General features: G+C 69.4%; 14 protein-coding genes and 1 pseudogene. 9 read left to right on the top strand and 6 right to left on the bottom strand.

Annotation, left to right across the window (positions count from 1 at the left end; translation table 11 throughout):
• Nucleotides 1–18: 18 nt before the first annotated feature.
• Genes JNW87_RS00165 through JNW87_RS00155 form a run of 3 tightly spaced genes read right to left on the bottom strand, consistent with a single transcriptional unit; the run spans nt 19 to nt 3,618 of the window.
• Entirely contained in the window at nt 19–1,104 is a 1,086-nt protein-coding gene (locus tag JNW87_RS00165; RefSeq protein ID WP_109802230.1) for an ABC transporter permease, read from the bottom strand.
• The gene (locus JNW87_RS00160) at nt 1,094–2,095 is read right to left on the bottom strand and encodes an ABC transporter permease (RefSeq protein WP_109802231.1); all 1,002 of its coding nucleotides are present in this window, start codon (nt 2,093–2,095) and stop codon (nt 1,094–1,096) included. Before JNW87_RS00160 ends, JNW87_RS00165 begins: the two co-directional genes overlap by 11 nt.
• A complete protein-coding gene (locus JNW87_RS00155; RefSeq protein ID WP_238452671.1) occupies nt 2,092–3,618 on the bottom strand; it encodes a sugar ABC transporter ATP-binding protein in 1,527 nt (508 codons plus the stop codon). The genes JNW87_RS00160 and JNW87_RS00155 overlap by 4 nt, the downstream gene beginning before the upstream one ends.
• Before the next feature lie 224 nt (nt 3,619–3,842).
• On the opposite strand from JNW87_RS00155, the gene JNW87_RS00150 reads away from it, so the two are divergent.
• From JNW87_RS00150 to JNW87_RS00130, 5 genes are all read left to right on the top strand, one after another.
• Nucleotides 3,843–4,925, top strand: a complete 1,083-nt coding sequence (locus JNW87_RS00150; RefSeq protein WP_236647935.1) for a LacI family DNA-binding transcriptional regulator — start codon at nt 3,843–3,845, stop codon at nt 4,923–4,925.
• Nucleotides 4,926–5,128: 203 nt separating this feature from the next.
• The gene (locus JNW87_RS00145; RefSeq protein ID WP_109802233.1) at nt 5,129–8,818 is read left to right on the top strand and encodes an alpha-glucuronidase family glycosyl hydrolase; all 3,690 of its coding nucleotides are present in this window, start codon (nt 5,129–5,131) and stop codon (nt 8,816–8,818) included.
• A 100-nt stretch (nt 8,819–8,918) separates the two neighbouring features.
• Nucleotides 8,919–11,918 carry an alpha-glucuronidase family glycosyl hydrolase gene (locus JNW87_RS00140; protein ID WP_238452670.1) on the top strand — a complete coding sequence of 1,000 codons (3,000 nt, stop codon included), beginning with the start codon at nt 8,919–8,921 and terminating at the stop codon, nt 11,916–11,918.
• The gene (locus JNW87_RS00135; protein ID WP_238452669.1) at nt 11,915–12,517 is read left to right on the top strand and encodes a hypothetical protein; all 603 of its coding nucleotides are present in this window, start codon (nt 11,915–11,917) and stop codon (nt 12,515–12,517) included. The genes JNW87_RS00140 and JNW87_RS00135 overlap by 4 nt, the downstream gene beginning before the upstream one ends.
• Before the next feature lie 429 nt (nt 12,518–12,946).
• Complete coding sequence (locus tag JNW87_RS00130; RefSeq protein ID WP_238452668.1) at nt 12,947–16,216, top strand: glycosylhydrolase-like jelly roll fold domain-containing protein; 3,270 nt, start codon at nt 12,947–12,949, stop codon at nt 16,214–16,216.
• Nucleotides 16,217–16,445: 229 nt separating this feature from the next.
• Here JNW87_RS00130 and JNW87_RS00125 read toward each other — a convergent pair whose 3' ends face one another.
• Nucleotides 16,446–16,721, bottom strand: coding sequence for a hypothetical protein (locus JNW87_RS00125; protein ID WP_109802236.1), 276 nt, complete (start codon nt 16,719–16,721; stop codon nt 16,446–16,448).
• A gap of 138 nt (nt 16,722–16,859) precedes the next feature.
• On the opposite strand from JNW87_RS00125, the gene JNW87_RS00120 reads away from it, so the two are divergent.
• Complete coding sequence (locus JNW87_RS00120) at nt 16,860–17,252, top strand: MmcQ/YjbR family DNA-binding protein (protein WP_109802237.1); 393 nt, start codon at nt 16,860–16,862, stop codon at nt 17,250–17,252.
• A gap of 465 nt (nt 17,253–17,717) precedes the next feature.
• Here JNW87_RS00120 and JNW87_RS00115 read toward each other — a convergent pair.
• Nucleotides 17,718–19,083, bottom strand: a pseudogene (locus JNW87_RS00115) (pyridoxal phosphate-dependent decarboxylase family protein).
• A gap of 386 nt (nt 19,084–19,469) precedes the next feature.
• On the opposite strand from JNW87_RS00115, the gene JNW87_RS00110 reads away from it, so the two are divergent.
• Nucleotides 19,470–19,925, top strand: a complete 456-nt coding sequence (locus tag JNW87_RS00110) for a hypothetical protein (protein WP_109802238.1) — start codon at nt 19,470–19,472, stop codon at nt 19,923–19,925.
• Nucleotides 19,926–19,978: 53 nt separating this feature from the next.
• Here JNW87_RS00110 and JNW87_RS00105 read toward each other — a convergent pair whose 3' ends face one another.
• Entirely contained in the window at nt 19,979–20,626 is a 648-nt protein-coding gene (locus JNW87_RS00105; protein WP_109802257.1) for a class I SAM-dependent methyltransferase, read from the bottom strand.
• 549 nt (nt 20,627–21,175) lie between these two features.
• Between JNW87_RS00105 and JNW87_RS00100 the strand changes: the two genes are divergently transcribed.
• Together JNW87_RS00100 and JNW87_RS00095 are read left to right on the top strand one after the other, a co-directional pair.
• Entirely contained in the window at nt 21,176–22,117 is a 942-nt protein-coding gene (locus tag JNW87_RS00100; protein ID WP_109802239.1) for an ABC transporter ATP-binding protein, read from the top strand.
• On the top strand, nt 22,114–23,472 hold the full coding sequence (locus tag JNW87_RS00095; protein ID WP_109802240.1) for an ABC transporter permease: 1,359 nt from the start codon (nt 22,114–22,116) through the stop codon (nt 23,470–23,472). Before JNW87_RS00100 ends, JNW87_RS00095 begins: the two co-directional genes overlap by 4 nt.
• Nucleotides 23,473–23,475 lie beyond the last annotated feature (3 nt).

Here is a 23,475-nt window from a genome sequence, read left to right as displayed (position 1 = left end):
CAGGGACGGGAGACGTGGTCAGGGAGCCGGTGCCTCCCGGCGCCGGCGGGGCAGCATTCGGGCGAACGATCCGGGCGCGGCGAACCGCGTCCGGAGCCCGTCGATGGCGAGTGCGGTGATGAGCACGCAGCCGAGCACGACCCGCTGATAGGAGGCGTCGACACCGCGACTGACCAGCAGATCGTTGAGGACGCCGACCAGCAGCACCGCGGAAAACGTGCCGATCAGTGTGCCCTTGCCGCCCTTGAGGCTGGTGCCGCCGAGGACGACCGCCGCGATGACGCGTAGCTCGAACCCGTCCTGCGCGGAGCCGTCGGCGGTCCATACCCGACTGATGTAGGTCAGTGCTGCGATGCCGACACTGACTCCGATGACGACGAAGATGAGCATGCGGATGCGATGCACGGAGATGCCGCAGAACCGTGCGGCCTCCGGCGAGGAGCCGAACGCCACGATCCGGCGCCCGGTGGCGGTGCGACGCAACAGCACCCAGACCGCGCCGTAGCAGGCCAACATGATGAGAAACGGCAACGGGATACCGGCGATGTTGAGCCCGCCGATCTTCACGAAGGGCGACCCGATCTCGCTGTAGGGCAACGTCTTTGGGCCGTCCTGGGTGAGGACGTACGCGACGCCGCGGAAGACGAAGAGCATGCCGAGTGTGGCAACGAACGGCGGCACCCGCATGGCCGTCACCAGCGCGCCGTTCACCGCTCCACAGACCATCCCGGTGAGCACCGCGACCAGGGCGGCGAGCCCGGTGCCGCCAGCCGCGTAGCCCATCAGGGTCGTCACCGAGACGAGCGCAAGCTGACCACCGACCGACAGGTCGAAGGTGCCGTTCATCACCGCGAGCGTCATCGCCGCGGCGACGATCCCCAGGTAGGCGCTTTCACGCAGCACCGATTGGAGGTTGGCGACGGTCAGGAAGTCCGACGACAGCAGCGGCGAGGCGGCCAGCAGAACGACGAGGACCGCGGTGATCCCCCAGGTCTCCCAGAGCGTGCCGATGCTGTGCTGCCGGGCCCAACGGCGCTGGGTCTCGGTGGTCGGGGCGGGGGCCTGGGCGCCGGGAGCCGGCGGCAGGGCGGTGTCAGACGTCATCGAGGGCCTCCGCGGGGGCGTTGCGGCGCAGGGCCTGGATCGTCAGGGCGACGACGAGCAGCAGGCCGATGCTGATGCGCTGGTAGGCGGGTGGGGTGTTGAGCAGGTTGAGACCGTTGCGAATCGTCTCGATGAGCACCGCCCCGAGCAGCGTGCCGACGACCGACGCGCGTCCGCCGAGCAGGCTGGTGCCGCCGATCACCACGATCGTGATCGCGTCGAGTTCGAATCCGAGGCCGAGCTGCCCCGAACCCTTCTGCAACTGGCTCGAGATGAGCAGGCCCCAGATGCCCCCGGCGACGCCGACGATCACGTAGACGGTGGTCCGTATCCGGTCGACGGGCAGGCCGGACATGCGCGCGGCCTCCCGGTTCGAGCCGATCGCGCACACCCACCGTCCGAAGCGGGTGCGGTTGACCACCCACCATGCGGCGAGCGCCGTCACCGCGGTGAGTACCACCGGCATCGGTACGCCGAAGACACGTCCGGCGGCGAGGAACTTCAGGGTGGACGAGCTGACGATGGCGTCCCGGCCGCCGGTGTAGGCGAGGGAGACACCACGGACGATGACCAGCGTCGCCAGGGTCGCGATGAACGGGGTCACGCCGAGCTTCGTCACGACGAGGCCGTTGAGCAGTCCCACCGCCGCGCCGACGAGCAGGCCGACCACCATGGCCAGGCCCGCGGGGTGGCCGCCCACGATCCAGGTGCACGTGACCGCGCCGGTCAGCGACACCGTCGAGCCGACGGACAGGTCGAACTCTCCCATCGCGATGCACAGCGTCATCGCCAACCCGGGAATCGCAACGATCCCGGCGGCGACCACCACGTTGGTGAGGTTGTCGACGCTGAGGAACCGGTCAGTCGCCACGGTGAGGACGACAGCGATGAGCACGAGCGGCACCGCCAGCGGTGCATTCTCGATCGCCCGGCTGAGGCGGGCCCGCGGATCGGCCGCGCGGACGGCCCGCTCGGGGGCGGCGGTGGTCATGCGGCCACTCCGATCCGGCGACCCGTGGTCGCGCAGGCGACGACATTTTCCTCGGTGCGGTCCTGGCCCTCGAGCACCCCCACGACGCGTCCTCTGGAGAGCACCACGACACGGTCGCTCGTACCGAGCAGCTCCGGCAGGTCGCTGCTGACCATGATGACCGCCGCACCCGCGGCGGTGAGCTCGTTGATGAGCGCGTGGATCTCGGCCTTGGCGCCGATGTCCACGCCGCGGGTGGGCTCGTTGAGGACGAGGACCCGCCCGCCCGGCGCGAGGGCCCGGGCCAGCAGTACCTTTTGCTGGTTGCCACCGGAGAGCTCGCTGATGAGCTGCTCGGGCCCGGTCGCGCGCACTCGCAGCCGGCTGCCGTACTCGGTGTAGGTGCGCTCCTCCGCCTGTCGGGAGAGTAGGCGGGCAAACCCGTGGCGGAGCCGGTCCAGCACCGTCACCGTGAGGTTCTGGCGCACCGACAGGTCGGGCAGGATGCCCGCATGCTTGCGGTCCTCATGGAGGAAGCCGACACCCGCCGCCAGCGCATCCGCCGGGGTCGACGGAGCGAAGCGCTGACCGTCGAGTTCCATGTGCCCCGCGCGGAGCGGCAGCGCGCCGAAGACCGCCTGCGTGAGCTCGGCCTGACCGGCACCCGCCACGCCCCCGATGCCGACGACCTCCCCCGCCCGTACGTCGAGGCTGACATCGCGCAGGTGCCGGCCGGCGCTCACGCTGTCGAGGCGCAGGACGACCCTTCCCTCCGCCACCGCCTCACGGTGGAAGACCGAATCGATGTCCCGCCCGACCATGAGTCGGACCAGCTTGTCCTCGTCGGTGGCCGCGATGGCGAGGGTGCGGACGAGGCGCCCGTCGCGAAGGATCGTCGCTCGGTCGGCAACGGCGAACACTTCCTCCAGCCGGTGGCTCACGTAGACCACCGAGCGGCCCTCGTCGCGGAGACGGCGGACCACATCGAGCAGCCGCTCGACTTCCTCCTTGGACAGTGCTGCGGTCGGTTCGTCCATGACGATGACCTGACCGTCGGCGCCGAGTGCCTTGGCGATTTCGACGAGCTGCTGCTCGGAGACGCTGAGATCGGCGACCCGGGCATCGGGGTCGATGTTGACCCCGAGGATGCCGAACAGTTCCCGGCAGCCGGCACGCATCTGGCCGTACCGGATCCCGCGGGACCAGCGGGAGTGCGGCTCGCGTCCCGCGTAAACGTTCTCCGCGACCGTGAGATCGGGGAAGAGGGTGAACTCCTGGTAGATCACGGCGATGCCGTGGGCGTGCGCATCACTGGGCCGTCGCGGCGCGTACACCTCGCCGCGTAGCCGCACGGTGCCGGCGCTGGGTGTGTAGACCCCGCCGAGGACCTTCAACAGGGTCGACTTGCCGGCGCCGTTCTCCCCGACCAGGGCATGCACTTCGCCGGCGCGGATGTCGAGGTCGACTCCGTCGAGCGCGCGCACCCCCGGAAACTCGACGGTGAGGCCGGAGACCTCCAGCACGGGAGCCTGGGCGGTATCCACTGAAGGGCTCATTCGGCGGGCTCCAACCAACGATGTGGAGTGGTGGTGAATCGTTTCAACGACCGCTACGCTGTGAAGCTAGAGCCGACCTCCGGCACGTGTCAAGAGTCACAACGTCATCGCTCTGACATCGACTCGAAACGGGGGCGTCACTTGATCAGCACATTTGAATCAACGCCAAGGGTCGGCCCGGCAACGGCAGGCGCCGACGAGACGAGGACGACGTGAACCGACCGCCAGTGAGCATCCGTGACGTCGCGAGCATGGCCGGCGTCTCCGTCGGCACGGTCTCCAACGTCCTCAACCGTCCCGACATCGTCGCCGACGTCACCCGCCGGCGGGTGCTCGACGCGATCCGCGATCTCGGTTTCGTCCGCAACGAGTCCGCCCGACACCTGCGCGCCGGTCACAGCCGCACGATAGGGCTTGTCGTCCTCGACGTCGCCAACCCGTTCTTCACCGACGTCGCACGCGGTGTGGAAGACAGCGCCAACGACGCGGGTCTCGCGGTCATCCTCTGCAACAGCGACGACGACCCCGCCAAGGAGTCCCGCTACCTGGACCTGCTCGAAGAGCAGCGGGTGCAGGGAATCCTGATCACCCCCGTGACCACGACCACTCACCGGTTGGAGCATCTACGCGAGCGCGGCACTCCCATCGTGCTGCTCGACCGCCGGGCGACCGACGACACGCAATGCTCCGTCGCCGTCAACGACGTCCTCGGCGGCGAACTCGCGGTGAGACACCTGCTCGCGCAGGGGCACAAGCACCTCGCGTTCGTCGGCGGACCCTTCACGATCCGCCAGGTACAGGAGCGGCAACAGGGCGCCCTCCAGGCGATGCGGGCCGCCGGCCGGGACCCGGGCGAGCTGCACATCGTCGAAACCAGCGCCCTCAACGTCGCCGCCGGCCGGGACGCCGCCGCCCGCCTCGCCGGGGCGATGCCCAGACCGACCGCGGTGTTCTGCGCCAACGACCTGCTCGCTCTCGGCGTACTTCAGGAGATGACCCGCCGCGGCGTGCGGATTCCGCACGACGTGGCGATCGTCGGCTACGACGACATCGACTTCGCCGCCGCCGCCGCAGTGCCACTCACCTCGGTTCGCCAGCCCCGGCATCTGCTTGGACGGACCGCCGCGGAGTTGCTCATCGAGGAGGCGACCGAGGACAGCAGCCACCAGCACCGGCAGGTTGTCTTCGATCCGGAACTGGTCGTACGGGATTCGAGCGACCGGACGATCGGCCGGCGGCCGCGGCACCGCCGGCCCAGCCCCGAGGGCGCGGCTGCCACTCCGCACCCCGCCTGACGGCCAAGAGTGCGGTGGCACCGGCCACGTGCTATCCGGCCGCCCGCGCCGCGGCGTATCGACGACGACTGAAACAAGTTTCAGCTACGAAACACATTGACCCTCTGCCACGCGTCTGATGTGGTCTGAACATCGCAAACGGTTTCAGACTGCTTGCAGTAGCTCTTCCTCTCCCCTGCCAGCACCTGCTGAAGGAGGGCCGCATGCCGGGCATATCGCGTCGGGCGCTGTTGAAGGCCGGCGGCGGAGGCGTCCTCAGCGCCTACCTGTTGGCCGCGGAGGCGCAGACGAGACCCGCCTACGCCAGCCCCGTCGAGGACCAGTTGCCACTCGAGGACGGCTATCGGTTATGGCTGCGGTATCAGCCCGTCGCTCATCGTGAACGCCGACTCGAGTACGAGCGGGCGTTCACTCAGATCGTCCGCCAGGGCGAAACACCGGTGCTGCGGGCTGCGGAATCGGAGCTGGTTCGCGGCCTGGCGGGGCTGCTGGCCCGGAGCGTCCCGGCAACATCCGCACCAACCCGGCCGGGGACCGTCGTGCTGGGTACGCCGGAGAGCTCGCCGCTGATCCGGTCCGCGATACCCGCCGATGAGCTGGCCGAGCTGGGCCCTGAGGGATATGTGCTGCGGCGGATCGGCCTGGGCGGCGAGGATGTCACCGTCGTGGCCAGCGCCGGCGAGCGTGGCGTTCTGTACGGAGCCTTCCATCTCTTGCGGCTGCTCCAGACCGAGCAGCCGATCGGCCGGCTGGACGTGCGGGATCGCCCAGCGAGCCCGCTACGCCTGATCAACCACTGGGACAACCTGAACCGGTCGGTGGAGCGCGGGTACGCCGGCCGCTCGATCTTCAACTGGGACGGGCTCCCGACGCTGGATCCGCGCTACACCGACTACGCGCGAGCGCTCGCCTCGGTCGGGATCAACGGCACGGTCGTCAACAACGTCAACGCGGACGCGCGGTTCCTGGCCTCGAACCGCCTTCCGGGCCTGGCAGCCCTGGCCGGGCTGCTCCGCGAGTGGGGCATCACCTTCTACCTCTCCGCCAACTACGCGAGCCCCATCATCTTCACGGCGGACGACGCTGACCCGATCAGGACCGCCGACCCCGCTGACGCCCGCGTCCAGGCATGGTGGCGGGCCAAGGTGGCCGAGATCTACGACGCGATACCCGACTTCGGCGGGTTCCTGGTCAAGGCCAACTCCGAAGGTCAGCCCGGCCCGCTGGACTACGGACGCACCCACGCCGAAGGCGCCAACATGCTCGCCGGCCTCGTTGCGCCACACCGCGGCATCATCATCTGGCGGTCGTTCGTCCACGAGGGGTTCGGCGACTGGGCCGAGTACCAGCACCGGGTCTTCGCACCGCTGGACGGCGACTTCGCCGACAACGTCGCGGTCCAGACCAAGAACGGGCCGATCGACTTCCAGGTCCGAGAACCGGTGAATCCGCTGTTCGGTGCGCTACCGAAGACGAACCAGATGATCGAGCTGCAGATCACCCAGGAGTACACGGGCCACGCCACTCATCTGTGTTACCTGGTTCCGCAGTGGAAGGAGGTCCTCGACTTCGACACCCGCATGCAGGGGCCCGGCAGCACCGTGGCCCGGATCGTCGACGGCAGCGCGTACGGCCAGACGAACGTCGGCTTCGCCGGGGTGGTGAACTTCGGTGACGACCGGGACTGGACCGGCTATCAACTGGGGGCCGCCAATACCCACGGCTACGCCCGACTCGCCTGGAACCCGCGGCTCGACGCGAAGGAGATCGCGCGGGAGTGGGTGCGGATGACCTTCGGGACGTACCCGCCCCTGGTCGCGGCTCTCACCGACATGCTGCTCGGGTCGTGGCGCACGTACGAGGAATACACGTCGCCGCTCGGCATCGGCTATCTCACCTACCCGCTGGGCGCGCACTTCGATCCGGACCCCCGGTCGACGCTCAACCTGTCCCACTACACCGACGCGACCGGCACCGGCTTCGACCGGACGACGGCGACCGGCACCGGGTACACCGCCCTCTACCACAAACACTGGGCCGACACCTACGAGTCGCTGGCCTCGGTCCCGGACGAACTCCTGCTCTTCATGCACAAGGTTCCGTACACGCACAAGCTGCAGTCCGGCAGGACGGTGATTCAGCACATCTACGACAGCCACTTCGATGGTCTCCGTCGAGCCCTCAGGCAGCGGGATACCTGGCTGCGGATCGCCCCCTACGTCGACCCGCAGCGACACGCCGACGTACGGAAGACGTTCGACGACCAGATGGCACATGCGAGGCTCTGGCGCGATACCGTCGTGTCGTTCTTCTTCAGCTACAGCAGGATCCTCGACGAGCGCCGCGGCTGGCTGCAGGCGGATCTCAGCGGAGCGTCGGCCGTGCTCTTCGGCGGGTGGCCCAACCGGTTGCCCGTCGAGATCGGCAACGCGACCGGCCAACACCTCACCGTCCGCTCAACCGTGGTGGTTCCAGGCGACGACTGGAAAGCGTCGTCCGGCGAGCGGGTCGTCCCGTCCACCGACTTCGCGACGCTGAAGCTGCCGGTGCAGCCGCCCCTCACCCCGGACCTCCTCACCCTGGACCTCGCCGTCGAGCCCACCGCACTGGAAACGCTCGGCAACACGGGCAAGCTCTTCGTGGTGACTCCGGCGGCCAGGCGATGCCTGCTTGCGCTCGACGCCGGCTCGTCCAGCAGCCCGCTTGTCCGCGACTACCAGCGGCTGACGCCGGCAACCGCGTGGGATCCGAAGCGTGGGTTTGGCTGGGTCGGGGGCGCTCCCCAGGATCGTGACCGGGGAGGAGCGTGGGACGCGCTGCGGCGCGACTTCTGCGGCGACTACCCGGCCCGTACGCTCAGGATCGCGATCCCGGCCGGGCGGCACGACGTCGCAGTCCTCGTCGGGGACGGCGGGCCCGACTCCTACCCGACCTTCATCGCTGCCGACGGACAGCGGGTGGCCGAGAGCCGGCAACTCCCCGGCGGGTCGTTCGCCTGGGTCCGGTTCCCGCTGGACGGCGGCGCGAGCGGTCGCACTGTCGACCTGACGTTCGACAGCGTTCCCGACCAGTTCTGGCATCTGTGTGCGCTCGTCATCGTCGATCCCGCCTCGGTCCTGCCCCCGGCCGTGCTGACCGACGTCGAGGCCGAACTGGCCTGGCTGGGTGGCCGGCCGGCAGAGGTCGCCGTGTCGGTGGCCAACACCGGCAACGAGCCCGTTCCGGTCACGATCGAGATCGACGTGCCGGATGGTTGGGCCACCGAACCGCTGTCCTGTGTGCTGCCCGCCGGCACGGAGGAGACCGTGCGGGTCACGGTCACGCCGCCACTGGTCCCCACGATCGCGACCATACGCGTCCGGGTGACCTCCGAGGCAGAGGTAGGAGACGGCGAGCGGTCCCTGTCCGTGGTCGCGGTGCCACCCGGCGACGCGGTACCACTCGCGCTGGACGCCGGCAGTTCGGCGAGCCCCGTACTGGCCACGTACCAGCGCCTGGCACCCGACGACGCCTGGGACCCGGCCCGCGGATACGGCTGGGTCGGCCGGACGCCTGACTTCCGCGACCGCAATCTCCTCGACGATCTCCGGCGCGACCTCACGCTCGGACGGGACGCACCGTACGTGCTACGGGTCGCGGTGCCGCCCGGCGTACACCAGGTGCACGTGCTGACGGGCGATGCGTTCGCGCCTTCGGGAACGACGACGATCCGCGAGAACTCCCAGGATCTCGGCTCCTCCGGCGCGGAGATCATCCCGCAGGGGCAGTTCCGCTGGTTCACGTTCCGGCTGGACGGCGGCGCGGACGGCCGGACCGCCGACCTGGAACTAATCGGCTCCCAGCGGGACGGCTACTGGCGGCTGGTGGCGCTCGTCCTGCAGCGGGCCGAGTGATGAGGACGACCGGTCGCCGGCTCAACGCCTGCCCATCGCATCCAGCCGCGTCAGAGCGCCCGACGACGGCCTTGAGGAAGGACCTAGACGAGGAGAGGCGATGTCGGGACTGACCAGGCGACAGCTGTTGACGGCAGGCGCCGGCGCCGTGGCCGGCGCGTGGCTGCTGCCCTCGCAGGCGCTGGCGGCGCAAGCCCAGCCGGCGGCGAAACTGCCCCAGCTCGATCCGGCCGAGGACGGGTACGAGCTTTGGTTGCGGTATCGGCCGGTGGGAAACCCGGGCCGACGTACGGAATACACCCTGGCGTTCACGCACGTCGTACGGCAGGGCAAGTCGCCAGTGCTGCAATCCGCGGCGGCGGAGCTGACGCGGGGCCTCAGCGGACTGCTGGACCGCGACATCCCGACCGCGGACCAGCCGTCCGAGCGGGGTGCCGTGGTGCTGGGCACCCCGAGCAGCTCCGCCCTGGTACGCGATCTGCTGCCCGCCGGGGAGCTTGACGAGTTCGGTCCGGAGGGCTTCGTGCTGCGTCGGGTCCGCGGCGGCGGCAAGGACATCGTGGTGGTGGCGAGCACGGGAGACCGCGGCGTGCTCTACGGCGCATTCCACCTTCTGCGGCTGCTGCAGACCGAGCAGCCGGTCGAGCGGCTGGACGTCCGGGACCGGCCGACGAACCCACTGCGGCTGCTCAGTCACTGGGACAACATCAACGACACCGTCGAGCGCGGGTACTCCGGCGGGTCGATCTTCCAGTGGTCCGTGCCCGGCCTGTCACCGCTGGTCGGCGACTATGCGCGGTATCTGGCGTCGCTGGGAATCAACCGGACGGTGGTCAACAACGTCAACGCGAACCCGCAGTTCCTGACGGCGAAAATGCTGGACGAGGTGGCCGCAGTGGCCGACGCAATGCGGCCGTGGGGCGTGACCCTGATGCTCTCGGCCAACTTCGCCAGCCCGATCGTCCTCGACCGGCTGCCGACCGCCGACCCGCTCGAGCCCCGCGTCAAGGCCTGGTGGCGCGACAAGGCCGCGGAGGTGTACGGGAAGATCCCGGACTTCGGCGGGTTCCTCGTGAAGGCCAACTCCGAGGGGCAGCCGGGTCCGGCCGAGTACGGCCGCACGCACGCGGACGGCGCCAACGTGATAGCCGAAGCCGTCGCACCGCACGGCGGCTTGGTCATCTGGCGGGCGTTCGTGTACGACCTGAGCGACGGCGACGTCTCCACCGACGCCTACCGCACCTTCCTCCCCCTGGACGGCCGCTTCGCAGACAACGCCGTGGTGCAGGCGAAGTACGGCCCGGTCGACTTCCACGTCCGCGAGCCCGTGCACCCGCTCTTCGGGGCCATGCCCCGCACCAACATGACCCTTGAGCTGCAGGTCACCCAGGAGCACACCGGCCACGCCACCCACCTGTGCTACCTCGTGCCGTGGTGGAAGAGCGTCCTGACCTTCGACACGTACGCCAAGGGGGCGGGGACGACGGTGGCGCGCGTCGTAGGCGGGTCGGTCCACGGCGGGCTGGCCGGCGTCTCCAACTTCGGCGACGACCGGAACTGGACGGGCCACCACCTCGCGGGCGCAAACGCGTACGGCTATGGGCGCCTCGCCTGGGATCCCAGCCTCTCCGCGGAACAGATCACCGACGAGTGGATCCGGATGACGTTCGGCTCGCACCCGCAGTTGGTCAAGCCGCTGACCGCGATGCTGTTCGGGTCGTGGGCGACGTTCGAGGACTACACGTCGCCGCTGGGCATCGGGAACCTGGTCGCCGGCAACGGCGACCACTACAACCCCGACCCGGCGAGCGCGCAGATCGCCGACGGTACTTCTGTGGGGTTTGACCGGACGGTCGCGACCGGCACCGGGTTCACCGGCCTCTACCGCGAGCCGTGGAACCAGATCTACGAGTCCCTCGAGTCCGTGCCCGACGAGTTGCTGCTGTTCATGCACCGCGTGCCGTACGCCCACCGGCTGCACTCGGGCAAGACCGTGGCCCAACACATCTACGACACCCACTTCGAGGGGCTCGCGGCAGCCGCTGGCGAACACCGCGCGTGGGACGGCGTCGAACCATGGGTGGGCAGCCGGCGGCACGCGGAGGTGGCGGAGCGTTTCGTCGCGCAGATCGCCCATGCCACGCTGTGGCGGGACACCATCGTCGCCTACTTCTTCCGGCTGAGCCGGTTGCTCGACGAACGCCGTTCGTGGGTGCAGGTCAAGCTCGCCGATCCCGGCGCGGAGCTGGTTCTGGGCGGGTGGCCGAACCGCCTTCCGGTGGAGATCGGCAATGCATCGCCGGGCCCGCTCGAGGTCACGGCGCGGGTGAGCACCCCCGCCGGCTGGACAGCCCAAGCGGCGACCAGGGCGATCGAGTCCCGGCAGTTCGAGGTGGTCGATTTGCCGGTGATCCCACCCATGGTCGGGGCGATCGTCTCCGTCAGCGCCGACGTGCAGGCGGGTGGTCTGCCCGTCCTCGGAGGTACTAACACGTCCCTGGTCGTGGCGCCGGTCGGCCGGAGGTGCGTACGCGCCCTCGACGCCGGCTCCAAGTCCAGCCCACTGCTGCCCGGCTACGCCGGGTTGAGCCCGGAGACAGCCTGGGACGCGCAGCGCGGCTTCGGCTGGGTGGGCATCCCACCTCAGCAGCGCGACCGCGGATCGGCCCTCGACGCGTTGCGGCGCGACTTCTGCGCCGACGTCCCCACCCGCACCCTGCGCATCGCCGTCCCGCCGGGCTCGTATCCGACGTACCTGCTCGTCGGCGATGTCGTCCGCTCACAGCCGACCATCGTCAGCGTCAACGGGGTTGAGCTGGCCCGCAGCCGGGTGCTCGCGGGCAACGAGTTCGATTGGTTGACCTTCACACTCGACGGCGGGCCGTCCGGCAAGACGGTGGACCTCCGCCTGTCCGGCATCCCCGGCGAGTACTGGCACCTGAACGCGCTCGCCATGGTGGATCCGGATTCGGTCCTGCCCCCGGTCGTGGTGGCGGGTGCCTCCGCGCACGACGTGCTCACGCTGCCCGCGGAGCCGGCCTCGGTGGTGTTCACCTTGCAGAACATCACGACGCCGACTCGGTCGTCCGGCCGGCGGTGAGCGCCAGCCAGGGCTATCGGGTGACGGTGCAGTCCGAGCAGGCGACCGTGCCCGCCGGCGGTTCGCTCGAGGTCCCGGTGACGGTCGTGCGGGATCGCGGCGCGCCGGACGGCACGCTGACCTTCGAGGTGGGCGGCGAGTCCCTGACGGTGGCCCTGCTGGCGACCGACAACTGGGTGCGGGTCGCCACGATGTCCGCGTCGAGCACGCACGCGAGTTCCTCGCCGTCGCTGGCGAACAACGGGAACACCGACTCCGAACAGTGGAACAACGGTGCGGGCGGCTGGAACGACGGCACGGCCGGCGAGTTCCCCGATTCGCTCACCGCCACGTGGGAGCGTCCGGTGCGGCTCGGGCGGGTAAAGGTCTTCACGCTGGACAGCCGGCAGTACCCGGCGGCCAGCTGGGGCCTGCGTGACTACGAGGTTCAGCTGCAGGTCGATGGGGTCTGGCAGACGGCGGCGGAGGTGCGGGGCAACACGGCGGGCGTCGTCGAGTCGACGTTCGCGGCAACGACGGCGAGCGCAGTGCGAATCATCGTTCACGACACCAATGACCACGGGTACAGCAGGATCATGGAGCTCGAAGCGTACGAGTGAGTGCGGCGATCGGCGCGTCACGTGGCAGAGCACGAAGGATGTGACTCTTGACCCGCACTGAAGCTCGGACCCACTTTCACGAGGCAACCACTGTTGAAACGATTCAGCTCGCAGCGCGAAGTGGTAGCCCTTTGCGCAATTCGCCACCGTGCGTGGCGCCTTCGATTACCGTCGCGCGCAACTCGATCATGAGGAGGGGTCGGCGTGGCCGGTCCACACAACAGTAAGCATTTCGCTCATCGAGGCAGGCATCTGTCGAAAGTGGTGGGCGTCCTCACGGCGCTGCTCATCGTGGCCGCGTCCCCCCTGCAGGCACTCGCCCGCAGCGACCAGCCGGCGCAAGTGGGGACGCGGCAAGCGGAAACCGAAGCGGGAGCCGCACTGTCGGCGGCCCGCTTCGAGAATCCAGCGGGCGACAGCAAGCCCACGATGCTCTGGTTCTGGAACGGGACCATCACCGAGGACCTCGTCGACCGTCAACTGGCCGACATGCGCAGCGAAGGCCTCAGCGAGGTCGTGATCTTCCCCGACGCGACCTCGTCCCTGAACCCCGCCTTCTTCACCGAGGGCTGGTTCGCGATGGTCGGGCACGCCCTGCGCGAGGCGCAGCGGACGGGCATGAAGGTGTGGCTGTACAACGACCGCAGCTTCCCCAGCGGCCGCGCCGCTGGCTATGTGGTGAACGGCGGCACGATCGGCGACCGCGTCTACGAACCGCATCCCGAGCTGCGCGCGCAGAGCATCGCGCGGAGCGAGCTCGAGGCTTCAGGACCGAGATCGTTCGACGTCCGCGGGCGGTTTCCCGGGCTGATCCCCGCCGCGCTCAGCGTGTCCGACGGCCGCCTGAAGGTGGACGGGGGCTACGTCACGCTACTGGGCCGCGGCAGCGACTGGACCGACTACACGTTCTCCTTCGACGCGCAGCCACTCCAGACGGCATCGCTTGGTGGCCGCAGCTATGCGCAGGCCGGCTGGGTCTACCGCGCCCAGGACACCGCGAACGGCTACATGTACCTGCTCGGCAACTATCCCCACGCGGGGGCCGCGGGGGGAAACCTGACGAAGATCATCTACAAGAATGGCGCGTACGTCTCAACCCGGGTGATGCGGCTGCCGTTCAACGTGGTGAGCGGCCGTTCGTACCACGTCGAGACGCGCGTCGAGGGCGACCACGTCGTCACCTCGATCGACGGCATGGTCGTCGACGAGACCACCGACGCAACCTACGCGCACGGCACGATCGGCTTCCGGGAAGCAACCACCCAGCACGAGTCGGCCACCTTCGACAACCTGCGCGTGACCGCACCGGACGGCACGACCCTGCACTCGCAGACCTTCGACTCGGAGTCGGCGTTGAGCGACTTCGCCACTCCGGCGCCGGCCGACAACGTCGTCGCCGTGGCTGCGCTGCCGGTGCGCGACGGCAAGCCGGACCTCGCCGGACTCGTCGACCTCACCGACCGCTTCCGCGCAGGCACGCCGTGGAGCGTCCCGGAGGGCGACTATCAAGTTGAGTACTACCTCCACCACGCCCGCACAGACTTCGGCGGGGACGGGTACCTGAACCTGTTCGACGAGGAGGCGATCAGGCGCTACATCCAGGTGGTCCACGACGAGTACTACCGGCGCTTCGCCTGGGCGTTCGACGCGGGTGTGGTCCGCGGGCTCTGGGACGACGAGCCGCGGATCGCCACCGGGTACGGCGCGGAGCCCTCGTGGTCCGACCTGGTCGGGCGCAACCTCGCCCACGCCGGTGCGACGCCGGCTCAGGCGCTGGCCGCCACCTTCGGCGACTACGGCCCTGCCGGCAGCCGCCTGCGGGGCGTGCTCTCGAACGCCGCCAGTGACGCGCTCGCGCAGGCGTACTACAAGCAGCAGGGCGACTGGGCTCGCGCGCACGGCACGCAGATCATCTCCAACCCCCTGTCCGACGATCGCCCACCAGCCTGGATGCTCCGCGAGACGGGCGACATCCACAAGGACAACCAGTGGATCCAGGTGCCCGGCGGCGATGCCATCAGCGGGAGGGTGGCGCCAGGGCTGCGCAACCTGGTCCCGCGCTACATCACCAGCGACGGGCATCAACAGGGCGCAAGCCGAATCCTGCACGAGAACCTCGGCGCCTACGGCTGGGGCGTCACCCCGCAGCTGGCGCGCTACGTCAACGGCGCGATGGGCGTGCGGGGCGTCAACCTGACGGTGCTGCACGCGTACTGGTCCAACCCGGACAGCGTGCGCTATCCCCCGCCGCTTCAGCCCACGAACCCATGGTGGAACTCCATGGACGGCGTCGTCGACTGGACTGGCCGGGTGATGGAGCTGACGCGGGGGCAGGCGAACGCGCCCACCGCCCTGCTGCATCCCCAGACCGCGGCACAGGCCTGGCAGCGAACCGAGACGGGCGACGCGCTCGACAACGAGTTCCGCACCGTCACGTACGCGATGGAGGACGCGCAGGTCGACTTCGACATCCTCGACGAGGCCTACCTCAACGGGGACCCCGCGATGAATCGCCAGGCAGTTGTCAGCGACCGTGCGCTGACGGTGGGCCAGCAGTCCTATCGGGTCGTGGTGGTGCCGCCGGCGCCAACGATGAGCGTGAAGGCCGTCGCCCGCCTCGACGAGCTCGCCCGTGCCGGAGGCACGGTCATCGCCTACGGGGAACTCCCTGTTCATGAGGCCGACGGCCAGGACGAGGCCCTGCGGACGGCGCTCATCCGCCTGTTCGGCACCGACCCCGCCCGCCCGCAGCCGACCGACCATCGGGTCGGGTCCGGCCACGCGGAGTTCGTCTCCACCACGACGGACCTCCGGCGGGCGCTCGACGGGGCCCGTGCACCCGCCGCGCAGCTCCAGCCCGCCAGCCCCGACACCCGCGTGCTGCGGGTGAAGCACGGACCGGACCAGGTGTTCATCCTCATGAACGAGGGCACCAAGGCGGTGGACACCACCGCCGCCTTCCCGATCATGGGTACGCCGGAGATTTGGGATCCCGACGACGGCTCCCACCGCGTCGCGACCCGGTTCGACGCGACACCCGGCAGCCAGGCCACCTCCGTGCCGCTGCACCTCGAGCCGACGAAGGCCCTGGCCGTGGTGTTCCGGGGCCAGCCGCCGGCGCCACATCTGGTGCAGTCCCCGTTCGAAGCCAGCTCAGTCAGCACGACTGATCGGGACACGCTCCAGGCCACCGTCATCGCCGACCGGCCAGGCGACTTCACGCTGGTAGGCGCCGAGGGCCCGCGGAGGTACACGGGCAGCCTGCACGTCGAGGGATCCTTTGCGCCGATCGCGCTCGACGGTCCCTGGCGCTTCCGCTTCGACCAGCCCGATGCGCAATGGACCGAGCGGCCCCTGGGGTCGTGGACGCAAGTCGACCGCTCCTACTCCGGGGACGCAACGTACGAGAAGAACGTCAGTCTCTCGGCACAGGATCTGGCCTCGGGGCGGCGTCTGATCCTCGACCTCGGGAGCGTCCGGGACGTCGCCCACGTCGCCGTGAACGGTACGCAGGCCGGCCGCCTGATGTGGGAGCCCTACCGGCTCGACGTCACCGACCTCCTGCACGTGGGGGAGAACCGGATCGACGTCACGGTGGCCAACACGCCGGCCAACGCCCACGGCGCGGGACAGCAGTCGGGACTCCTCGGACCGGTCGTGCTGCGCCCCCAGCAGGAGACGACCGTCCAGCTCAATTGATGACCGATGCTCGTCGTGATGCCGGCGCTGCCGCACGGTACACCGTGACAGCAGTGCCGGCATGTCCCGCTCGGATGACCCCGGAGCCTCACCAGATGATCGCGGGGACTACCGCACTGACGACGAGTCTGTGATCACAGGCAGGAACAAACTTGCGGCCGGACACCCCGCAGAAGGTCGCAACGGCGATCAGCGACGACCAGATGACCAGCGTGCCGCCTCCGGTCCCCTATGCGCCGTTTCGCGCGATGGCGGCAAGCGTGGCGGTGTCGACTCCGGCGTGAGGGCTGAGCGCCTCCGACAGGGAGCCGATGAGCGGCAGCCCTGCCCAACCTGATCCCCCGACAGTCATGCCGGCGAGCAGGACGGCGAGCATGATGACGATCGGATTGTTCGGGATGTGCCCCTCGACACCGCGGATCGCGTCAAACAGGAATCCTGGCGCCGTCGCGCCGTCTGCCAGCCCCAGCCGCCTGAACGCCCGACCCGTCCGCCTTTGGATCACCGCGTACGCCCGAACTCCATGGCGAGCGACAGGTAGCTCTGTCGGTGCCGGCCGGTCGTCTCGCTGTCGAGCGCCGGCGGCGCGGCGTCGGCGGTTAGGCTGTACGGATGCAGGGGGCGGTGTCCTGGAGCGACCTCGATGGCTGACGCCGACGATGTCCGTCAGCTGGCGGTGGCGCTGCCTCACGTGGTCGAGATCGACAGTGACGGCTTCGACTTCCGAGTCGCCGACAAAGGGTTTGTCTGGTCCTACCCGGAGCGCAGAGCTGGTACGTCGCGCCTCATCCGGACCGATATCGCAGTTCTATACGTCGGCGACGAAGCGGAGAAGCAGGCGTTACTCCTCGGCGAGCCCGAGGTTTTCTTCACCACGCCCGCGTATGACGGGTTGCCCCTGGTCATGCTGCGGTTGACGCAGGTGAGCGTCGACCGTCTACGGGAGCTCATCACCGACGCGTGGCGCATGCGGGCCCCGGACTCACTCGTCGGTGACCTCGATTTGGCCCCAGATCTGAGCAGAGCTGATCAGTAGGTAGAGGTAGCGCTCCCCGTGACCGCAGCCCGGCCAGGCTTGGTCGAGGTGACCGGCGGGATCGCTCTCTCATCGGCTCAAGATCACAAATGGTGATCGCAACTGATCATCTGCCGGACTCATCCGGACGCGCCGCATGAACTCGACCGACGTGACGATTCGAGAAAGTTGACCGATCGGTGCGAGGCGGCCAAGAGCCAACAACACCCGGAACGATTACGGGCGGTCTGCAAGAGGCGCCAGCACGGGCAGGACGCGCAGTCCATGCGGAGCGGCCGGTGGACGCCACCGCGGGTCAGCCATGGCTGAAGCCGCAGCTGCAGGAACAGGAGTAGTAGACGTGTAATTCAAACTGCAGCTACGTCGCCGGTAGGCCCTGCTAAAACGTCGGCACAGCTCGCTCCGAAGGCCCCCTCGCCGGCCTGGTATCCACCGGGATCGGTGCTGGATAGAGCGTGGTCGACGTTAGGCGGCGAGGCGGGTGATCGCGGCGACCGACCGGTCCACGTCCGCCACCGTCGTGGTGGCGTTCGACACCGAGAGCCGCATCAGTCGCCGCCCCCGCCACGTCGTACCGCCAGCCCAGCAGGTGCCGTCCGCCTGCACCGCCGCCACCACTTGGTCGGTGCGCGCGTCGCCGCCGAAGCCCACCAGCACCTGGTTGAGGACTACCTCATTCGCCACCTCGAACCCGGCCGCGGTCAGGCCCTCGGCGAACCGGCGGGCCAGCGCGCAGCAGCGATCGACCAGCGCCGCGACCCCGTCGCGGCCCAGCTCCCGCAGCCCGGCCCAGACGGCGAACGCCCGCGCCCGGCGCGAGGACTCGGCGGTGAGGTCCGCTCCCACCGGCGCGCCGCCGGAACCGACCAGGTACGCCGCGGCGTAAGACATTGTCGCCGCATGCACATCGGGCCGGCGGCAGAACGCGAATGCCGAGTCGTACGGGAGGTTCAGCCATTTGTGGCCGTCACAGGCCCACGAGTCCGCCAGTTCCAGCCCGGCCACCAGATGCCGCGTGGCGGAGCTCGCCGCGGCCCACAGTCCGAATGCTCCGTCCACATGCACCCACCCATCGTGCTGGTGGACCAGCTCGCACGCTTCCCGCAGCTCGTCGCAGGCGCCGGTATTCACGTTGCCGGCCTGGAGACACGATGGTGGGCGCCGGGGAGCCAGCTTGCAGCACAGCCCGCAGCGCTCCGAGGTCGATGGCGCCGTTCGGCCCGGTGGGCACCGGCTCCACCACGTCCAACCCGAGGCCCAGCAGACGCAGCGACCGGTCGATGGTGCCGTGCCGCTCGTCCCCGGTGATCACGCGGATCGGCGGCGCCCCGGGCAGCCCGCGCCGTTCTACGTCCCAACCCGCGTCGGCCAGCACCTGGTGCCGGGCGGCGGCGAGCCCGGCGGTGTTCGCCGCCTGGGCGCCAGTGACGAAACCCACCGACGCCGACGCAGGGATCCCCAGCAGCTCCTTCAGCCAGCTGCCGGCAGCAGCCTCGGCGGCGATGGCAGCCGGCGACGTGACGGCGTTGAACGCAAGCTGGTCCCAACCGGCAGCGAGCATGTCGGCCGCGGTTGCCGCCGGCAGCCCGCCGCCAACCACGAACCCGAATTACCGCGGACCGGCGCTGGCGACCAGGCCGGGCTCGGCCGCGGCGAGCAGGTCAGCCAACACCTGCTCAGGCGGGCAGGGGGCGGAGGGCAACGGGCCCGAGAACGCGTCGGTCAACACAGCCTGGTCGATCGGCACGCCGACCGGCCGGTCCGGCAACGACCGCCGGTATTGCGCCGCGTGGTCAGCGGCCAGACGAAACAGGCGTGTCAGTTCCTCCACCGACGCACCCTATCCCCCGGACCCGATGGGCTACGTCCTCGATCGTCGACCGTCACTGAGGGAAATCACCTCTAACCTGCGTTGCCACGGCTCTCGTATGCACCTGCTGCCGCCCACCGAGGTTGCCTATCAGTGCGACCACGCGTGGCATGGGCCAAGGCGCAGCTCTTCCGGAGTTCATGGTGCTTGGCGTTCGGGGTGAGCTGTTGCCCTGCGTTGACGTCCCTCCGGGGCCTGACCGCTGGCGAGGCCGTCGGATTGATCGTCGGCCAGCATCATCCAGAGCTGGTTGGTGGACCGTTTCTGGTGTATCTGATGGCGAAGGTCGACAACTTCGGTGGTTGGAGCCTGCCAGGCAGGATGAGCCGTTCGACTCACTCGACCCGTTGAACACCAACTTGCGCCTGCGGCAGGACCGGAATCCGACCGGGGCTCGGCACCTCAACTGGGTCAAGGTCGTGGCTCTGCTCAACGGGGCTGCCACGAACGGTGGAGCGGGCAACGCCGCCTTCGACCTGCTGAAGCTCAGCCTGTCCGCGACGGCGAGCAGGATCGACCAGCGCCGGCGTGACCGGACGTCGCATCTGAGCGAGGAAGATGCGGTCGCCATTGCCACCTCGTGCGCCTGCCTGACGGTAGGCATCGATGATCCGGCCCGGCTCCGGCTGCGCCACACGAGCGTCCTCCGACACTGGCAGCGGGTACGCCTGGAGTCGTGGCGGGTGGCCCTCACCGACAGACCGAAGCAGTTCGACATGGTGATTGTCGGGCTGAAGGTCCTCCCGGACCGGCTGGAAGGCTCCCAGGTGCTGGTCGAGGCCCAACGACCCCTGGCCCGTTGAGGTAGAAGGGCGCAGGCTGACACGTCGGGCTTCTCCAGGAGGGCCGCGTCACCTCACTCGGCCATGCGACGCGCGAAGAGGACGGCACCTGGAACGCTCTGGTCCAGGTCGAGCAGCGTTTGAGCCTCGACCGTGAATCCGGCGTCGCGCAGCCAGGCTGCCACCTGGCTGGGTTGGCGGCGGTGGACGTAGACCTTCATGGGATGGCCGCCGTAGCCCTGTGTCTTCAGCCGTGCTTCGTCGCCGACGTGGAAGCCGAGCAGCAGCAGCCCGCCGGGGCGCAGCACCCGCCGGAAATGTGCCAGAACTCGGCGCACCGCGTCGTCGGGAACGTGGATCAGTGACCACCAGGCAAGAAGCCCGGCCAGCGAGGCGTCGGCGAGGTCCAGATCCGTCATCGAGCCGACCTCGAACCGCATGCCGGGGTGGTCACGCCGAGCCACCGCAACCATCGACGGTGAGAGGTCGATGCCAAAGGCGTCGATGCCCAACTCGCGTAGGTGGGCGGTGACGTGTCCTGGTCCGCAGCCCACGTCGGCCACCGGCCCACCGCCGGCGTCGTGAATCATGTCGGCGAACGTCGCCAGGCTCCCCCGCAGGTAGGGCTCGCCACCGAGAGCTTCACGCACCTGGGCGGCATAGCTGACCGCGACCGTGTCATAGGAGGTTCGGGTGTCAGCCAACCAGGCATGATCGCTCACCCGGGACAGGGTAGTGACGGCGATTAGGTGGCAGCTGGCCCGGGTGCCATCGACAGTAAGCCGGAAGCCAGGCCGCAACGTTCGTCCGCACGACAAGGGCGAACGCCAGCGCGAGCCGGGACGTACAGGCGCAGGGGCTCAGGCCCGACATGCGACGCGAGGCCCGCAACTTGATGCTGCCGGTTTGCGAGCCCCTGCGCAGGACAAGCTCGAGGACTGGATTCCTGCAGATCCCCTTGGGCGCTAACCGGTCGTGACCCCTCGCACGCCGAGCACCCCATTGAGTCGGTCGACGGGTAGAGACGAAGTCCCTCGGGTCGCTGAAGAGGTCACCAAGCTGGACGCCTTGGCTCCCGCGGCACCGGCCACTGCGGGCAGATTGGCCGCTTCCCAGGTACGGCCCTCACGCTCTAAATATCGACGGCCATCGGCGGGGCCTCGGCGCGGCGGATGCCCCGTCGTCTCCCGTTCCATGAACGTTCAGCCAACTGTCCCTGCCCGCGTTGTCTGCCGTCCCTAAGTTGCTTAAGGCTACGAAAGAAGGGGCTCATGGACGCACTCCTCGCAATCCGGGCTCGCGGGATCACCAAGTCTTTCGGCGACGTCGTCGCACTCGACGGCATCGATCTGGAGGTAACCCAGGGGCAGATCCACGGGTTGGTCGGGCCGAACGGCGCCGGCAAGACCACATTGCTCGGCCTCCTGCTGGGCCTGGCCGTCGCCGACAGCGGCCACCTCGAGATCCTGGGTACGCCGATCGCGCGGGCGCTCGCCGCTCCCGACGGTGTCGCCGGTTTCGTAGACGGTCCCGGCCTCTACCCCTCGCTCACCGCCAGGCAGAACCTCGCCGCCCTGGCCGCTCTCCGCGGCCACAGCGTGCGGACAACGGGAATCGACGACGTGCTCGACCAGGTCGGGCTCACCGACGTCGCCGACGACCGGGCGAGCGGCTTCTCCCTCGGCATGCGTCAGCGGCTCGGGCTCGCCGCCGCCCTGCTCACCAAGCCCCGGCTGCTCGTGCTCGACGAACCTTCCAACGGCCTCGACCCGGCCGGCAAAACACACGTACACAGTGTCCTCACCCGGCTCGCGACCGACGGAACCAGCGTCGTGCTCTCAAGCCACCGCATGGACGATCTCGAGGCACTGTGCTCCGAGGTCACCATCCTCGCCACCGGACGGGTCGTCTTCTCCGGCCCGCTGAGCAAGCTGGCCGCCGAGAGCCGTGAACTCGACTACCGGCTACGCACCTCGGACCCCCAGGCCGCCCGCCGGCTGGCCGCCGACACGGCCGGAGTCCACGTCGACGACGACGCCGGGGCACGGCACGACACGCAGGTGCTCGTCGTACGCGCGCTGGTGCCCGCCCTCGACGAACTGGTGGTGCGGCTCGTGCACGCGGGCATCGCGGTGCGCGAGCTCGCACCCGTGGTGTCGCCGCTCGAGGCCGCGTTCCTCGCCCTCACCGAGCAGCAGGAGGCCATTCGATGACCGCGACCATCGCCGACGCCCACGCTGCCGGTACCCGCCGCGTCTCGGTGGCGCGCGGCTACCGCTTCGAGCTGGTCAAGCTGGTCTCGCAATGGCGGATCCGCTTGCTGGTCCTCACCTGCTGGATCGCGCCGGCGCTCTTCGTCGCGGCGGTGAGCCAGCAGAGCTCGCTGCCCGTCGACACCCTCTTCGGTCGCTGGATGCACGCCACCGGGTGGGCCGGAACGCTCGTGATGCTCGGTTTCGCGGGCACCTGGGCGCTCCCGCTGCTGACCTCGGTGGTCGCCGGCGACGTGTTCGCCTCCGAGGACCGGCTCGGCACCTGGCGTCACCTGCTCGTGGCGGTCCGGTCGCCTCGCCGGATCTTCGCAGCGAAGGCATTGTCCAGCCTCACCGTCATCCTGCTGCTCGTGGCCGGGCTGGCCTGTTCCAGCGCGGCCGGCGGGGTCGTGGCGGTCGGCAACCAGCCACTTGTCGGCCTCGACGGCCACCTGTTGACGCCGGCGGACGCCGCCGGGAAGAGCCTGCTCGCCTGGGTCTGCGTACTCGCCCCGACCCTGGCCCTCGCCGCGATCGGATTACTCGGGTCCGTCGCGCTGGGGCGGTCCCCGATGGGACTGCTGCTGCCCGCGCTCGTCGCGCTCGCGATGCAGCTCGCCCAGATGCTGCCGCTGCCCGTCGCCGTACGCGTCGCGCTGCCCGGCTATGCCTTCATCGCCTGGAGCGGTCTGTTCACCAGCCCGGCACAGCTCGGCCCGCTCCTGATCGGCATCGTGGTCAGCCTGGTGTGGGCCGTGACCGCGACAGCGTTGGCTTACGTGCTTTTCCTGCGACGCGACTTCACCAACCTGACCGACGACGGTTCAGGGCGCCGCGCGGTCACTGCGGGAGTCCTGCCGCTCGTCGGGCTGGTCGCCGTGACGGTCGCGGTCGTCGCCGCGGCGACCCCGGCGACGGGCTCCGGGATCGAGCAGGACAGAGTGCAGCGCTCGGTCGCCACGGCATTCGCCCACCTCTACCGCATGCAGGCCCAGCAGCTCAACCGCCCCGACGTCACCGAAGCGCAGCTGCAGGCCACGGCGACGTGCAACAAGGGCGGCGGCAATCTCGCCGCCCAGGGGCCGGGCAACGACTGGCGTTGCGTCATCTCCTGGCATCTCCCCGACGTCGAGGCCGCAGGGACGGCCATCTACCAGCTCGACGTCACCGCAGACGGGCGGTTCGTGGCCGATGGCGACGGACCGAAGGAAGTGAACGGCTACTTCCTGGTGCGCACCCCGACCGGGGACGCACCGAACCCGCTCTGGCAGTTCGACGGCAACGTCGAACTGCTCCCCACCACCCGGAAGGGATAACTC

The organism is Micromonospora sp. ATA51, assembly GCF_016802855.1.
Taxonomy (GTDB): Bacteria; Actinomycetota; Actinomycetes; order Mycobacteriales; family Micromonosporaceae; genus Micromonospora; species Micromonospora sicca.
This window is presented reverse-complemented; position numbering and strand designations above follow the sequence as displayed.

Coding starts and splice junctions, on each gene's coding strand:
- JNW87_RS00120 (WP_109802237.1), top strand. CDS start 16,860: ATGGCTGACGCCGACGATGTCCGTCAGCTGGCGGTGGCGCTGCCTCAC.
- JNW87_RS00145 (WP_109802233.1), top strand. CDS start 5,129: ATGCCGGGCATATCGCGTCGGGCGCTGTTGAAGGCCGGCGGCGGAGGC.
- JNW87_RS00165 (WP_109802230.1), bottom strand. CDS start 1,104: ATGACGTCTGACACCGCCCTGCCGCCGGCTCCCGGCGCCCAGGCCCCC.
- JNW87_RS00140 (WP_238452670.1), top strand. CDS start 8,919: ATGTCGGGACTGACCAGGCGACAGCTGTTGACGGCAGGCGCCGGCGCC.
- JNW87_RS00095 (WP_109802240.1), top strand. CDS start 22,114: ATGACCGCGACCATCGCCGACGCCCACGCTGCCGGTACCCGCCGCGTC.
- JNW87_RS00130 (WP_238452668.1), top strand. CDS start 12,947: ATGCTCTGGTTCTGGAACGGGACCATCACCGAGGACCTCGTCGACCGT.
- JNW87_RS00160 (WP_109802231.1), bottom strand. CDS start 2,095: ATGACCACCGCCGCCCCCGAGCGGGCCGTCCGCGCGGCCGATCCGCGG.
- JNW87_RS00100 (WP_109802239.1), top strand. CDS start 21,176: ATGGACGCACTCCTCGCAATCCGGGCTCGCGGGATCACCAAGTCTTTC.